14 protein-coding genes and 1 other annotated feature are annotated in these 15558 nt (G+C 37.5%); of the genes, 11 read left to right on the top strand and 3 right to left on the bottom strand.

Translation table 11 applies throughout. The features are described 5' to 3' along the window. The first annotated feature begins 25 nt into the window (after positions 1–25). Entirely contained in the window at positions 26–955 is a 930-nt protein-coding gene (locus tag JOD82_RS08250) for a 3'-5' exonuclease (protein WP_209948145.1), read from the top strand. Beyond that, positions 952–1398 carry a hypothetical protein gene (locus JOD82_RS08245; protein WP_209948143.1) on the top strand — a complete coding sequence of 149 codons (447 nt, stop codon included), beginning with the start codon at positions 952–954 and terminating at the stop codon, positions 1396–1398. The genes JOD82_RS08250 and JOD82_RS08245 overlap by 4 nt, the downstream gene beginning before the upstream one ends. Positions 1399–1904: 506 nt before the next feature. On the opposite strand, the gene JOD82_RS08240 is transcribed toward JOD82_RS08245, so the two are convergent. Then, complete coding sequence (locus tag JOD82_RS08240; protein WP_209948141.1) at positions 1905–2240, bottom strand: hypothetical protein; 336 nt, start codon at positions 2238–2240, stop codon at positions 1905–1907. Between the two features lie 35 nt (positions 2241–2275). Beyond that, complete coding sequence (locus tag JOD82_RS08235) at positions 2276–2971, bottom strand: hypothetical protein (RefSeq protein ID WP_209948139.1); 696 nt, start codon at positions 2969–2971, stop codon at positions 2276–2278. 241 nt (positions 2972–3212) lie between these two features. On the opposite strand from JOD82_RS08235, the gene JOD82_RS08230 reads away from it, so the two are divergent. Beyond that, a complete protein-coding gene (locus JOD82_RS08230; RefSeq protein ID WP_209948137.1) occupies positions 3213–4211 on the top strand; it encodes an endonuclease NucS domain-containing protein in 999 nt (332 codons plus the stop codon). 44 nt (positions 4212–4255) lie between these two features. Here JOD82_RS08230 and JOD82_RS08225 read toward each other — a convergent pair whose 3' ends face one another. Beyond that, positions 4256–4618 (bottom strand): type II toxin-antitoxin system PemK/MazF family toxin, encoded by a 363-nt coding sequence (locus JOD82_RS08225; RefSeq protein ID WP_043886264.1) that lies wholly within the window; start codon positions 4616–4618, stop codon positions 4256–4258. A gap of 407 nt (positions 4619–5025) precedes the next feature. On the opposite strand from JOD82_RS08225, the gene JOD82_RS08220 reads away from it, so the two are divergent. The 8 genes from JOD82_RS08220 to JOD82_RS08185 all read left to right on the top strand — a co-directional run bounded on the left by JOD82_RS08220 (position 5026) and on the right by JOD82_RS08185 (position 15080). Further along, the gene (locus JOD82_RS08220; RefSeq protein WP_209948135.1) at positions 5026–5859 is read left to right on the top strand and encodes a hypothetical protein; all 834 of its coding nucleotides are present in this window, start codon (positions 5026–5028) and stop codon (positions 5857–5859) included. Further along, positions 5849–6433 carry a crossover junction endodeoxyribonuclease RuvC gene (locus tag JOD82_RS08215; RefSeq protein WP_209948133.1) on the top strand — a complete coding sequence of 195 codons (585 nt, stop codon included), beginning with the start codon at positions 5849–5851 and terminating at the stop codon, positions 6431–6433. The genes JOD82_RS08220 and JOD82_RS08215 overlap by 11 nt, the downstream gene beginning before the upstream one ends. A gap of 4 nt (positions 6434–6437) precedes the next feature. After that, entirely contained in the window at positions 6438–7871 is a 1434-nt protein-coding gene (locus JOD82_RS08210; RefSeq protein WP_209948131.1) for a hypothetical protein, read from the top strand. A gap of 81 nt (positions 7872–7952) precedes the next feature. Then, entirely contained in the window at positions 7953–8744 is a 792-nt protein-coding gene (locus JOD82_RS08205) for a hypothetical protein (protein ID WP_209948129.1), read from the top strand. A gap of 352 nt (positions 8745–9096) precedes the next feature. Further along, positions 9097–9621: a single-stranded DNA-binding protein gene (locus JOD82_RS08200; RefSeq protein WP_209948127.1), complete on the top strand. Its 525-nt coding sequence runs from the start codon at positions 9097–9099 to the stop codon at positions 9619–9621. Between the two features lie 78 nt (positions 9622–9699). Next, positions 9700–11160: a CHC2 zinc finger domain-containing protein gene (locus JOD82_RS08195; RefSeq protein WP_209948125.1), complete on the top strand. Its 1461-nt coding sequence runs from the start codon at positions 9700–9702 to the stop codon at positions 11158–11160. 110 nt (positions 11161–11270) lie between these two features. After that, positions 11271–12908 carry an AAA family ATPase gene (locus JOD82_RS08190; protein WP_209948123.1) on the top strand — a complete coding sequence of 546 codons (1638 nt, stop codon included), beginning with the start codon at positions 11271–11273 and terminating at the stop codon, positions 12906–12908. Positions 12909–12992: 84 nt separating this feature from the next. Beyond that, entirely contained in the window at positions 12993–15080 is a 2088-nt protein-coding gene (locus tag JOD82_RS08185) for a vWA domain-containing protein (RefSeq protein WP_209948121.1), read from the top strand. A gap of 101 nt (positions 15081–15181) precedes the next feature. Beyond that, positions 15182–15428: a binding site (T-box leader), on the top strand. Positions 15429–15558: the final 130 nt, after the last annotated feature.

The following is a 15558-nucleotide window of genomic DNA, read 5'->3' as shown; positions in this document are numbered from 1 at the left end:
CATAGTGGATGAGGGGAGATCATAGATGGCAGTAGCAAAAAAGAAAAACGGTAACGAAAAAGCCTTAGAGATGAATGAAATACTTCTTCGCTCCAATTGTTATGTCGTTGCAGACATTGAGACGACAGGGTTTTCACCAGTTAAGGGTGGGCGTATCATTGAGGTTGCAGGTGTTAAGATTAAGGATGGTAAAATTGTAGGTGAATTTAGTCAACTTATTAATCCTGAGCAAAAGATCTATCCCAAAATAACGGAACTTACAGGTATAAACAATGAAATGGTTTCAGGAAAGCCTGTCTTTGGACAAGTGTTACCCGAGTTTTATCGATTCATTGGTGATGCGGTGTTTGTCGCTCATAATAAAAGTTTTGATTGGGATCGTTACCTACTACATTATTTTAAAAAGGTAGGGATTATTGCCGACAATGCTTCGATTTGCACAAAAATATTAGCTAAAATGTATCGACCGAATTTGCCTGCCTATGGGTTGGAGGATATCTGCAAGGATGCGGGTGTAGAAATAACAAATCATCATAGAGCATTAGATGATTCAATGGCACTTGCTCACGTGTTCTTGAAGTATTTAAATACGTATGCACCTTTATATCAACCATTGCCCGTGCTAAATGCTCCTATCCAACCTGATTTGTTTTCGCTTCCCATGGACAAAACGCAGATGAAGAAAGAGGTACCTTCTGCTTCGGCGAGCTCATATAAAATAAAAAGAGTGAGTTATTGGGAAAAAGATCTTACAAAGCAAAGAAAAATGCAACGCATTTACGTTCTTACTACGATGGGAAGTGTGTATTTCGACATTCCAACGAAATCTTGGTACAACAAAGACGTAAAGAGCTCTTTAAATTTTGAAGAAATTGAACAAAAGGTATTGAGTTATTTGAAGCTTCACTCCAATGATGAATTGTGTCAGTACCGAAATGGTCGAGTAGCGGTATGAAGGTTCGTGACTTGGTTTCATCTGTTTCTTTTGCGGATGTTATGAAAGAACTAATCATTACAAATGCCAGATCCAAAAATCGATTAAAAGAGTATTTGATATATTTTCAAGAACTGAAAAAAGAAATTAATTTGAAGGATAAAACGAGAAACAGTTATCCTGGCATCTTAACCATTGATCGATGCTCATTTGCTCGTTGTTATGTATCAACGGAGAGGAATAAAGTCTATATTCCTGTAAGAGAATATCTGCATGCAAATGTAGGAAATTGGGAAATCGAAAATGTTTCACCAAGTATTCTGGTGGCAGCGTTATTGGTTACACTAACAGAGGAAGGGGATTGTTTTACGGAGCGTGAACGATTAGAGTTTGCAAGAAAACTGTATTGGCATTCCTACGCTTTAAACATAAAGACGATGAAGTTGAAAAATGAGTTGTTTTAGAGGTATTGAACAAAAAGAAGAGTCATAACGACTCTTCTTTTTTGTGTTGGTGCAGATGATTCAACCGAGCGTCCCCCTCAAAACGCAGTAAGTTGAATCAGTGCTACAACGGTGCAAAGTGAAATTCTTTGAATCGTGTGATTGATGGTGAATGAAAAACCAGCTTGATTCACAATCACACATGAAGTCTTAAAAATAAGATAAAAAGCTAAGCATGTCAAAATAGTCGCCACAGATAGCCTTCCCCTCTTACAAGTAAAGTCGTAGGACTTTGCCTGCTTAATGTAACTCACTTGTATTCTATGCATCTCTATAAATATACATAAACATAATTAAGGATTTCGGAAGATAAATTCCTATACATGAAGTTGACTATATTCATCGATTATGATATATTTACTGCATAGTCGTTTTAAGATAATTTCCCTTTTCAAAAATAAAGCAGAAGCCTGACGATACCCCTTAGTCGTCAGGCTTCTTTTTGCTATAAGACTTGGCGCTTTCATTTAATCGTAATAGTTAAGCTCTGCATTCGAAAGTGGATAGTCCAAGTAGACAATACTCTCCGATTCATTTTCTTTGGATATTCTCCAAGGTCTGGAGATATCGACTTCTTTTAAGGCAAGGTATTGATTTTTTTCCTTGCCTAAAAAGGCAACATTAAGGGTGCTCTTGTTGCGCGTGAACTGTTTTTTTATAAACTCAATTATTCGCTCGTTTGTTCTTGCCTCAATACAATCCCACGAAGAAAAACCTTCCTTTTTTAAAAGTCTCTCATACGCTCGATTTGGTTCAAATATTCCGTAACTTGGGCTGACAATAACAATACGTTGATTATTCACTATAAAAAAACCCGTAGATAAAAGAAAAACCACTTTTACAGTGGTTTATCTTCACTTTCTTCCTGTGAAATTAATTGAGGTTCTTCCTTTTTATGTTTGAATTCGTTGTTTACATATTTGGAAGCAAGGAAAGCTTCGATATGTTTTGTTACGATCAAGATTAAGCGTTTAAAATCTTCGTTTGAAATAGGTACGCGAATTTGTTTTTCAGGACGATTATTTACAAATCTCGGCATAATTAAACCCGTTTCACTTTCTTCGCCTGGACCAAGTTCAGCAGAAATCATCCATGGCATTTTTTCACCTGGGGTAATTTTCATTAGTCTGGCTTCGGACTTGCCATCAGGACGTGATTTTCCTTTCTGTTCCAAACGAGCAGAGGAAGTCCCGCCTTGATCCAAGTAGATTTCCTTCGCATATACCTTTCGATCCACACCTTTCTTTTTGTTTTCTGTTTGTAGTTTAAATGCTTCTTCTTTAGCTTTCGTAGCTAAAGCGGAAAGTCTTCCCGATAGCAGATCGTTTCCCAGAACAAGGAACTTGTCCATGTCAAAATAAATGGAGATGTTTTGTTTCACACGGTTGCCTTTTTCCTTCGTCGCGTCGTATTCCTGGAAGTTGATTAGAACCTTGCTAATCTCAAATGCAGAATTCATAACCTCCAAAAATACATTTTTACCGTCAAGACGAATGATTTGTTCAGGGCTTTTTCGTTCATAATTTTTGCTCATCCATATTCTCCTCCTGATTTGTAGAATCAATGTGTTATATACTCTTATATTAAAAATGAGTCGTCTTCATTCGAGATTCCACCCGTAATACATCACTGATTTGATCGAATTTTTGTCTTGTTGTGATACATATCAAGTGAGAGATTGAAGCTCAGACGTTATTAGGCGCGTTGTCTATAGTCAATATAATGGATATTTAGGATGATGAAAGGAGAATAACTGCTAAAAAGGATTGGTAAATATGAATTATGAGAGCGAATTTCAGGAGAAGTTAATTGATGCATTGAAACTACAATATGGAATTGACGATGAAACGGTTTTGTATCACTATTTCGCATTGCGATACTTCATTTATAGAGAGGGAAAGGATATTAAAAGAAAGCAATTAACAAGGGGAATGATGTGCTTTTTATGTGAGGAATTAAATCTTCCTGCGGGGGATTCGATTTTTTATAAAGATGTAGAGATCAGGAAAGAGGTTGCCATGGAAAATTCCTTGGTCAATATCATGGATAGTTGGATTTTCGAAAACTCGATTCGTAATGTAGTTGATGACAAGGGCATTGAATATGCCATGCATGATTATATCAAAATCCAACAAAAACCGATTAAGCGTCAAGCTGCAAATAAGGCGAAAGCATATAAACAAACTAATCATTTTGCATGGCACTGGAAGTACCATGCCTTAACAGTTTTAAATGCAGCTTATGGAGTTCAGCCTAAAACGCCTAAACGAATGGAAGGCGTACATTATTCAGAGGAGCATGAACTATGGAAGAGAACGATGGAAGAAGTGATAGAAGCTTATGTTCATAGTAGTGATTATATACGAAAAGATGTAAAAACGATTACGGAGCAAGATGTAGAGAATTTTCTATATACACAGCTTCATCTTATCGAAGAAGGGCTTGTTTATGTAGCTCGCCAGGTACGTGTGATCGATGGGCGAATTGATATTTTAGCCAAAGATCGTCAGGGAACCTACTGTATTATCGAACTTAAAGTGTCAGATGATAAAGAGGTGGTATGGCAATGTATATACTATCCCCTTCAAATCAAACAGAAATATGGCGTAGCTCATGTACGAATGATGACCTTGGCTCCATCGTATTCTCCATCTATAAAGGTGTCCCTTGAATCACTTGGTTATGTTGAAATGTTTAAATTTATACCCAGTGTACAGTTAGGAAAGATTCAAAATATTCAGATAGATCCGATGTTTACAAAAACGGCGGCTTAACTATAAGAAAGGACGATCTCCAATAGAAGATCGTCCTTTTTGATTCATGTAAAATCGGGATGCATTCCCAAGCTAATGGATAGTCCTTCATTAACTTTTTGCATATAGTGTTGATCCAGTTTAGAAACTCTGTCCTCTAAACGATTTTTGTCAATCGTTTTAAGTTGTTCAAGTAAGACAACAGAATGGTAAGGAAGAAGAGAGATTTGATTTGGTAATTCGATATGAGTCGGTAAATCTAATTTTTTAGTGACGGATGTTATTAAAGCTACGATCGTTGTAGGACTAAAGCGATTTCCGACATCGTTTTGTATGATAAGCACAGGTCTGGTTCCATTTTGCTCGCAACCTTCGCCTTTTTCAAAATTGGCAAAATAAATTTCCCCGCGTTGAACTTGTTTTACCACGATTTTAACTTTCGCTTTTGTACTTGGGTCAGTATATCTCTTATTTTTATTTTTCTCTTTTCGTGTGAAATATGATTCTTTCTTTTCTCTAATCAAAGAATGTTTGACCATTTGGTTCACCTCCATTGGTATAAGCCAGAATGTAAAAGTTCTAAACAAAGATATGTAATTACACCTTCATTAATCTGCTTTATATATAAGCAATTTTATCATAAAAATTGACTATAGGCAACGAATAAATCAAGATTTGATTGACATGCCACTCTCGGTTTCATCTTACGTCACAAGATGAAAGAAGTGTTTGCACAGGTAGGGTATTTAACAAACGAAGCAAAACATATAATACATTGACTATAGTCAATATTGAGATATAGTATTGAAGTGCAGTAAATAAGGAGGGAGAAATCATGACATACTTCATAAAAAGTAGATTGCATCTGGATGAAATCTATAAAGTGCTTCAAATCAAAAAAATGAAACCTCTAAAAATAAGTGAAAATGAACTATCCGTAAGCTGTAAACAAAGAAACGCTTTGGAGTTGGCATTAGCCTCTTTCCTTTCACATTACTTGTTTGTAAAAACGATAAAAGAGACATTGCAAACACTAATGTTTGAAGAGTCTTACAAGACTACATTCTTGGAGGAAAGTCTTGAGTATTTTGAGACCTCTTCTTATTGGAAAAACATCTCGCTTATATTAGTAGCGGAATATTTTCAGAATTCAAAAACATTTAACATGGATAGTTTTATGCTCTTTAATATGAAAGGCTTTAAACAAGAAGTTCAGGAATACGTCAGAAATGCGACGGCGGAATGGGATGAGGAAGAAGATGAATCTTATATTTATGATGACAAGATCCGAAATCTTTTCACAGAACTGCGAAGTCTTATCTCACACTTGGATACAAGTGTCTATGAAACGATTCACTTAATTGGAAAGGGAAAGGGAGATTCGGTAAAGTTTCAAACCGCTGCTGGGATGATCGTCGATGAGAAACATTTAAATCACATTCTTGGTGATGAAGATATTATTCAAGTACAAGGATCGATGGAAGCGTGGGAAAAAGAAGTTCTGCTCTTTCCAGCGCTCGTCATGATCCTTTCCGTTAAAAAATTGATTGTACATGAGAATGTAATGGATGAGGTAAGGTCAGCTTTAGAAAGGTCTAAACAGATGTTCCCTCCAGATATTGTCGTGATGATTGAAGATTGTAATGGTTGTAGTCGCTGTGATCAGTAAAGAAAAAGAATCTATTATAGGAATAGGAATCGACCAGGGGATTGCAAACTGCGGGTTTTCAGTCATTCAATTGACGGGAGAGGAACTCCTTGTGCTTAAATCTGGGACGATTGAGACGGATAGTAAGCTCTCGCTTCCACAACGTATTTCCCTTATCTATAGCCTTCTAACGGAATTGACGAACACCTATAACCCGAAAATTATAGGTTGTGAGAAGCTATTCTTTAACCCTCGTCAAAAGGTACCTGCCGATGGAAAAAAAGGACGAAACAAGTCAGCTTCCATCGTGATGACCAATATGGCAACAGGTGTTATCCATCTTATTGCGGGGCAAAAGCAAATTATGCTTCGTGATTTTGTTCCTGGCACCGTTAAGAAATATGTTGCTGGGAATGGAAGAGCGACGAAAGAGAACGTGATTGCTGCCGTAAAATATTTGTTACAACGTGAAGATGTGAAAGAGCATGAAGCGGATGCTACGGCAATAGGGATAACAGCGGTTAAATTTTTTCGTGATACAAATGGTAAGCTGCCGGAGAAAAAAACGAGAAATAAACAAAAGAAAGGAGCGTGAAGCATTGAGTAAAAAGAAAAAGACCGTTATGGCTGTCGGTGTAGGCATGGTTGCAACAGTCTTGCTTTCAGCGGGCATTTATTTTTGGAGTAGTACGGAAGGCTCGACACAGGTGAAAGAGTCTGTGGAAGGATCGGGAGTTGCATCACACGTATTATCGTACACCCAAGACGGCGTGGTTTCTTTATATGCACTGAAACAAAAAAAGATAGTAGAAGAATTTGATCTAAAGACATTGAGTAAGAAAACAGCGGATAAAGAGATAAACGATCAGCAACCAAAGATGCCCCCAGCTTCACAAACGATCCAAAAACAAGTGAAGCCCCTTATTCAATCAGGGGAAACTTTCAAAGATTTTGTGAAGGTACCTATATCTGTAGAAAAAGGGGGGAATGCTTGGGAAATTCAATCCAAATTGACACCCCATCGAAATATTGCGGCTATGTTGCGACTGGTAATGGAAGTAAACCATCGTATGAATCTTCATCCTATTTACCCTGGCGAAAAAATCATTTTTCTGAAGGAGCATAAAGGGGAAGAGATCGTCAAATCAAAGCCTGTGGAAAAACTTGAGTCTGAGGTTGATCAACGTAGTCAGCAGGCTGTAAAGAAAACAACAATAGCTAAAAACGAAAAATCGAAATTCCTTTACTATGGGAGCGTCGAAGATAAAACGTTATATGCGTATAGCAATTCCGACAAAGCAATCTATCGAATGAAGGAATCGGCTGGCAAACTGCAAGTCATTAACATATCAAAAAGTGAGCATTATGTAACTGCTGATGGCTTATTAGTAACAAACAAGCAAGTATTACTTTTCGAAAAGGGAACCCATAAGCTGCAAATGATCGATCACAACGATTTGAATAAGATGGAAACGTTGGAGCTTGAAGGACAACCTTCACATTATGTTGTTTATGGTGATTCTCTTTATTACACCTTTGGCGATAAGCTTGGAAAGCTTAATCTTGTGAACAAGGAAAAGAAAAGTGTATTGCTTGGTGATGATAGCAAGGGGCTCGTCGTTGTTGATTATAAGCTTTATATTTTAAATGCCTTTGGCACACGAATGACAAATTCAGTATTGATGAAAGTTGATCCGTCTGACTTACATGTAGATCAATTGTTGGAACTAAAAACGGATGAATCTGCAATTCTATCCAAAGGCGAAACAGACGAATTATATGTAGGTCGTATAACAAAAGAAAAAGATCTTAGAGGGAATGTGCTGAAAAAAAATGAGATTACAGCCATTAATGTAAAAACCTTGACGATGGGGAAATCCACATGGTTCATTCCATTTGGAAAAGAGTCCGCTGGTTACGACTCCCATCTGTATATGCTTCAAAACGGCAAACTTAATGTTTACGCTGTGAATGATGTAAAGCCACAGACAACCTTTAACATCAAGGGTGAGCATTTTACCATTTTACCGTAACTGTAGTTGTTATTTGAGGTTCTTGCTGTAGATTGCAAGGACCTTTTTTTAACCGTCATGATAGAAAAAGGAGGTTTTTAGATGACAAAACAATATGAACAAAAATATATCTTGGGTATGGCTCCAAAACATATACAAAAAGAAGATGTATTGCAATATTTTTTATATGCGTTTGAACTTTCATGGAGTATGCCTATGTTTATTGATCAGAAAGATAAGATGATGAGCTTCTTTGTACAAGAGGTTGAAAAAGAATTTCTTTCTTTCGAGGATCTATCGATTGAACAAACCTGGTGGCTCTGTGTATTTATTGCGATGCGTGAAATTAACAAATATTATTCTTCTGAATTTGCGGTGCAAACGTTGAGCCAATTAATCCGTAGAATTCAGCGTATTGAAGAAGGGTCATTATGTCGTTATGCAAACATATTTCAAGCGATTATGTTGGAAGAACACCCGGACGTGTTAGCTATTCGACCATTGGAATTGCATGCTTTGAGTAATGTTTTTGCAGAGTCAGATAAACTGCTCCAATTTTTCATTGAAAACAAAACGCACATCGTCTGTGTGATTAAAAAGCATCTAATTCAGCAGGATCTCAACGATGTTTATTTGAACTCCGTGCTTATGAAGGATCGTCGTGTGTTGCGTAAATTTTCGAATATTTGGAACTCATTTTATGAGTTATTCATTCATTTTTTTATTGCTGTTTACGATTATAAGCTATCTCCTTTGCATATGGGTGAAGAAGAACTGAAGAATGCCATTGGGGACTTGGTTTTGATTTTTTTGGTTAATGGCGTTTCCAATAAGCGGAAAATTGATGAATTACACGACGAGCTATCCCTAATTGTCCAAAACATAGCGATGTGAGTGATTCCAATGTTATATTCCGCCTCATAACCTACACGTACTTCGTACTTCAAACAGAACCCACTTGGATACTACCAAGTAGGGTTCTTCTTGTTGCATAAAATAATTGAATTTATCAGTTCTTCTCACCTTCCATGTAAATTCGATGCAGTTACCTTGAGTGAACAAAAGAGTTTACAATGCAAATACATTGACTAATCAGGCAATTAAATATATCATATTGACTATAGGCAAAATGAATTTACGATGATTTTTGAGGGTTATACGATTTTTTGTTTTTAACTATGATAGAGCATGTTTAAAAAGAAACAGGAATTTCACATGAAAATATTTGATATAGGGGAGATACAAAATGTTAATTATTCAAACCATTCGACGTGAAGTTAAAGGTGAAATGAAAGATGTAAAGGTTCTTTTTGGTTCAGGACGTTTATCGAATGATCCGCCTGAAATAACTGAAGTTGGAGAAAATAAAACCAAAGTGATGCGCGGAGGTAAAAATCATCGATTTGCTATTGCAATTCCCGATCCAAGTATGGGGAAATTTGATAATGGCAGGTTTAAGCCTAAATATTTTAATTGTGAGCTATGGGGTAAAAATGCGGAAAACCTTGCAAAACTCGGCTACAAGGGTCAAAAGATTGAAGTGTTTGGACGACTTGAAGCGCATACGTACCAGGGGAAAGAGTATGAAAATCTGACTATAGAACGTTTTGAACTGAAGGAAATGCGTTCTAAAAAAGATGATGAATCTTCTACTACTGCTGGAAACAGTGGCGATCGTGAGGCGAGTGCGAGTGTTGCGAGCCCTGAAAATAATCCATTTTTATATGACGGAAAACCCATCGATATCAGTGATGATGATCTCCCGTTCTGATTAATAAGAGACGAGATTGGAGCAGGGGAGAAATTCCTTGCTCTTTTCTTCTTCAATGGTTAGAAGGAGGCGTTACTTTTGGAAAAAACACAATTTATAGAACAATTAATTCATCAAGCGAGAAGTATTCCGATGACTACAGTGGTAGGATCTCGCATGTCGCTCATTCGTAAAGGCACATCATATAAAGGTCTGTGTCCCTTTCACAATGGCAAAAAAATTGGAAGCTTTGATGTGTCAGATCGAAAGCAGATATGGAAATGCTTTTCTTGTGGAGTAGGTGGTGACACCATCAAGTTCGTTAGTCTTTATGATGGCATTGACTATTTGGCAGCAGCATTTCGTGTTGCTCTTGAATGTGGCATCATTTCATCATGGGAATATGACGAATATTATGCAAATAGACGGTATCGCAAACATGATATTGAGAAAATCCAACGCAGATACGAAGCAGTTGATAAAGAAAAGTTCCAAAACAACATTGCTGATAATGAAACGTTGGATCAGGTATTTAGAATATTCATTAAAGCATGCGACCTTTCAGAAACACACAAGAATCACTTGCTGAATGAGCGCGGTTTAACAGAAGAAGAAATCTCGAAGGGTTTATACTTTACATTTCCAACTCGAAAAGTGCTAAGTAAGTTCTGTAAAAACATCAGATCAACATTTGACGGAAGTGAAGAGGTGCTTTCAACGATTCCAGGGTTCTTTCGTCAGGAGTCCAAAAAGTTCCCAGGTCAAAAGATGTATAGCTTTGCTAAACATGTAGGCATTGGGATTGGGATCAAGAATGCGAAGGGGCAAATTGTAGGTATCCAAATACGGCATGATACCAAAGGAGATAAGGATGCGCGCTACGTTTGGTTTTCATCAGCATTTGCCATGAATGATGACAAATACGATAGTGGAACATCTTCGGGATCACCTGTCGATGTTGTGTATCCTGAAATTATTAAAAACCGAACCGTTCTTATTACGGAAGGAAGATTCAAGGCGCAACATCTTTCAAAGGCAACGGGGTCTATTACCATCTCTGTTCAAGGTGTCACTTCATGGCGTGGAATTGTGAACGAATTGGATGAAATTCCGAACTCATTCGCCGTAAAAAAACGATACAACGGAGATTATAAAGTGCATTGTCTTTGCATTGCTTTTGATGCAGACATGAACTATAAATGGCAAGTAGCCGAACAGCTCAAGAAGATGGCGGATCAATTAGAGGCTCATGGCTACTACACTTATTATCTTAATTGGTCTGAAGAAGATGGGAAAGGCGTAGATGATATCATCCTTGCTGGCAAGCAGGGAACAATCAAGCGTTATGATAAAGAATTATGGGATAAGAGTTATGAAAAGATGTGTGAAAGCATCCTAAAAAACGAGCCGTATACAAAAATGGCAGATGTCCCAAAACATATTGTGAAAAAGTATTTCGAAATCTATGTTAGAGCTCAAACTCTTCCTTTAAAAAAAGGTGAACTAAGTGGAGTTCACCAGAGAGGAATAAAATCGAAAAAGACGAGGATTGCAATCTAATTGTACCTCGTTATTTTTTTTGACTGGATTCAGTAAAATACATTAGCTTTCAATACATTAGGTTTTTCTACGGAGAAATTTTATACATCAAGGAGAGGACTTTTTACACAGTGAAAAATACAACAATGGTGACTGTAGTGGGTTTATCCTCCAGAGATCCTGGTAAACACAAGGTAGTCGTAGGGGATGTGCTATTTTTCGAAAAAGAATTAGATAATAAAGATCCTTATGCAATCAAGGCATTCACAGACAAGGAAAGAGAATCTGTAGGTTATGTCGCAAACGGTAGAAGCACAGTGATGATGAATACAGAATCTGCTGAACATGTATATGATTCTTTCGAAAAATATGTATGGGGTCAGGTCGTTGAAATTACAGAATCGCTATTTAAAAATGGACATAAGTCGAAAGCATTTATAGTTTGTTTAGATATTGATGACTTTGTTGAAGGAGATGTTTCTATGGAGCAGCATGTAATGAAGTTTAAATTGGTTGGTGCAAAGACTCAATATCCGAAGAAATTTGATGTGATTGATGATCTGAAAAAAGGAAAAGTTCCATTTATTAAAATTTTTCCCCAAGACGATAAGCTGGTTGCAGAATACGAAGGCGGATTGGCTGGATACATTGACACTAAAAAACAAGAAGGATATTCGGTTTATGAGGATATTGTTGCAGCGATTCCGAAAGAACAAATTGCAAAGATTACGGGATTCTTAACCACGAATTTGATCGGTGAATTTGTTTTGAACGCAGGGGAGTTACAAACCGTAAAAACTGCGCAGGACTTTAAAACGGTTTGTCAAAAGGTTGTGGAGGATGGACTCGCAACGGACGAAGAAATTCAGAAGAGAATTCACTATATGGAGAAGTGTAGAGTACCTGAAAAGGCAATGATTCGCGTATTTGAATCATATCAGCATTATCGAGAAGAAGTGGCAACTTTGATTCCTGAGATGAAATCTCCAAAGGTTTTATATCAAGATGGGGATCAAGGAATTGTTCTCGATTGTATCTCCTACATAAATGGAGACCGAAATTTATTATTTGAGGGAGATCGTGGCGTTGGTAAAAATGTTTTGATTGAGACGTTGGCATGGTTGTATAGACGTCCATTGTATGAATTTGCAATCAATTCCCAGCATGATAACTCATCTTTACTTGGTGGAAAGACGATTGAAGCAGACGAGGACGGACATACAAAAATGGGGTTTGATGTTGAAGCAACAATTCAAGCAGCCGTTGAAGGTGGTGTACTGAACTTGGATGAAATCAATACGGGGCTGGCACATGCTTTGATCATCTTCAACTCTTTGTTGGACGATAGACGACGGATGTATGTTCCTGGGTATGGAAACATTCAGGCTCACCCCAATTTTATTGTCATTGGTTCAATGAATCGTGAGTACCAAGGAACATTTGATTTAAATGAAGCTACCGCTGATCGGTTCGTTCCGATCGTGTTCCCAAAAATGGTATCTCTGAAAGAAGTGCTGTTGGCAAAAGTACCCAACGTAGGACTCTCAATTATCAATAAATGTGACCAATTATATTCTGGCATCAAGAAAATTGTGGAGGATGGAGAAGTCAGCGACAAAGCCCTTACGATTCGCGGGTTTGTAGACGCCTGTATTGGTGTAGAACAAGGTCTCACTCTTCAAAGGGCATTGATTACAAATGTTGCTCATCGTTGCAGTGATACCGATGATCGTAATGCAATCTTAAACGTCATACGAGCATCCATTTAGTTAATCAAAGGTGAAGAGGTAGGAGGATTTATCGGTCTCCTGCCTCTTTTTAAAAAGGTGATATGAATACAGGGGGAATTAAGCATGGAACATAAGAATCCAATTACTAAAGAGGATATGGACAGAGTTAAAAACTTTTTCAATCGAGAAAATATCCTTAAACAATTGAAGGCTATGGTCAGTTTTCTCATACCCAGTCGCTCAAATGTAAAATTGAATCTAAATATTGGAGGCGGATCTTTTACAGATGGAGAATCCATCACTGTCGGTCTGCCAGAAATGTTTATTCAATCACCACTTGAAGAGATATTCATTGTTCTTCAAGCTTTAACAGGTCATGAATCGCAGCATATAAATTCTTCTGACTTTAAAGCTTACGCACTTTACGGAGAAGAAATTGAAGATTCATTCGTGAAAAAAAACAAGCATTTAAACGAAGACATTCTTCGTGTCTACGTCAATAAAATTGCTGTTGCTTTTGGGAACGGGGTGGAAGATGGACGGATTGAGAAGATTTTAGGGAACAAATATCCTGGCTATGTAGGCTATCTAAAGTTTCTGAACTTGAGTGTTTGGAAGAAAATTGAATTGAAAGGTGACTCTGAACTGGAAGATTTGTTAACCAGCATTATAACATTCGCGGTTACAGGATTGAACCCCAGGGGATATGATGAAAAGTATAAGGGGAGGGAATTGGAAAAGAATTTTACCCAAATTAAGCCTATGATTATCGAAGGGATTAATGCTGTAAATGCGCAGCTATGTCTCTCCCTTTGTAAAAAGATGATTACAAGTATTGAACCCTATCTTATGAAACTTTTGGAAGAGCGGACAAAGGCAGATGAGAAGTTTCTCGAAAGCTTACCAACTCAACCTGAATATACAACGAGTTCCGAAAAGGAGTTTAATACGGGGGGATCGATATCTATTCATTTAAAACCGGAGGCGAAGCATAAAGAAGAGTGCGACTGCAATCCGCCAAAAGAATCAGATGGAAAATCGGGCAAAGAGGCTGCTGAAGGGGGAACAAATACACCGAGTAAAAAGAAGAAATCATCCTCCGTTGATCAGGAAAGAGAAACCAGTCTTCAATCGGGATCAAGTAAAGAGCAATCTAAAATGGATTCTACACCGGGACAGGCTTCAGAGGATGATGAGCTTCTCGAAGGTGAACCGAAACAGAATGATGAAGAACTTGTTTCTCAAGCCATAGATAATATATTTAAGGAATTAGAAGAGGATATCAAAACGAAGCTGGTAGATGATGCCCAAAAATCACTAAAATCTAAAAAGGGGAAAGTAAATAAAGACAGTCAACTGGATAAAGATGAAATTTCGCAAATTGAGTCCCGTTATAGAAAGGATTTTGCAAATAAGTTTCATGAAAAAAGAGGATTTCCACTTGGTATAGGTTTGCATGAGAACATACGGCGTGGCGGACGAAAATTCCGCAAGGAGGTTGAGGCAATATTTCGAAATAAGGAGAGCTATACGCTTCGCGGACAAAAACGAGGGGTTTTAGATCCGAGCAATCTTTATAAGGTAGGAACGAAGGAGTACAATGTATTTGTAAAACGGGGCATTCCCATTACATCAGATTATGTTGCATACCTGTTGTGGGATGGCTCAGGTTCCATGAATTCGGACGATAAGCAAATGCATTCGGGCTATGCCATGTCGGTCGCTGAAGAGGGGCTGAAGGGTATTATTCCTTTTAAAGCGGCTCAGTTTTCTGTAGATGCTAAAAGCTATGTCACCCATTACGTTGTAAAGGACTTCAATGAATGTAAGATGTCTTGCAATTACACATACAATTTCTTGCATCATCGTAAAGCTGGTGGTGGTAATAAGGATGGTTTTTCGATCCGTATTGCTACAGCAGAACTCATGAAACGTCCTGAAAAAGATCGAATCCTTTTTATTTTCTCAGATGGATTGCCTACTGATTATAATGGTGGATATAAACAAGGCATGTTAGACGTGAGAGAAGCTGTAAAGGAAGCAAGAGATAAAGGTATCTTTGTTATTTCTTTGCTTTTTGGAACACAATCCTTTCGTAATGACAATATTGAAAATTATAAAACTATGTACAGTAAAAACATCATTTCTTGTGACCCAAGCCAAATTACGAATCAATTGATTCGTAGTTTAAAAAAAGTGATTTCGCATTGATAGACTTAAACAAGTGCAAGGTTAGAAGAAATTTTTTTGATTATGTTTACGGGATGTTGACATGTACTCAAAAAAACACTATTCTAATACGCATATGATGTTTAAAAGCTTCGAAAGGAAGTAGTAAACAGAAAACCCATTAGAGAGTAGAACCATTTTGACGCTGAGAGGTTCTGTTGGAATGTATCTGTTGAAGTCGTCCTGGAGCTGCCAAGTTGAAATAAAATTAGATTTGGTCGGTCACAACCGTTATCTGTTAAAGAGTTGTATATAAGGCAAATCATAATTTGCTTGTCCTATATGCGAAACTAAGGTGGTACCGCGAGAGAACAGTCTTTCGTCCTTTGAGGATGAAAGGCTTTTTTTGTTTGCCAATGAAAATGATGGAGGTATCCTGATATGTCAGAACAAGACAACAAGACAACCTTGGAAATGCCAACAACGTACGATCCAAAATCAGCAGAACAAAAATGGTACA

The organism is Paenibacillus sp. 1182 (assembly GCF_017833915.1).
GTDB lineage: Bacteria > Bacillota > Bacilli > Paenibacillales > Paenibacillaceae > Paenibacillus > Paenibacillus polymyxa_D.
The sequence above is the reverse complement of the archived record's forward strand: the minus strand, read 5'-3'. Positions and strand labels throughout refer to the sequence as shown.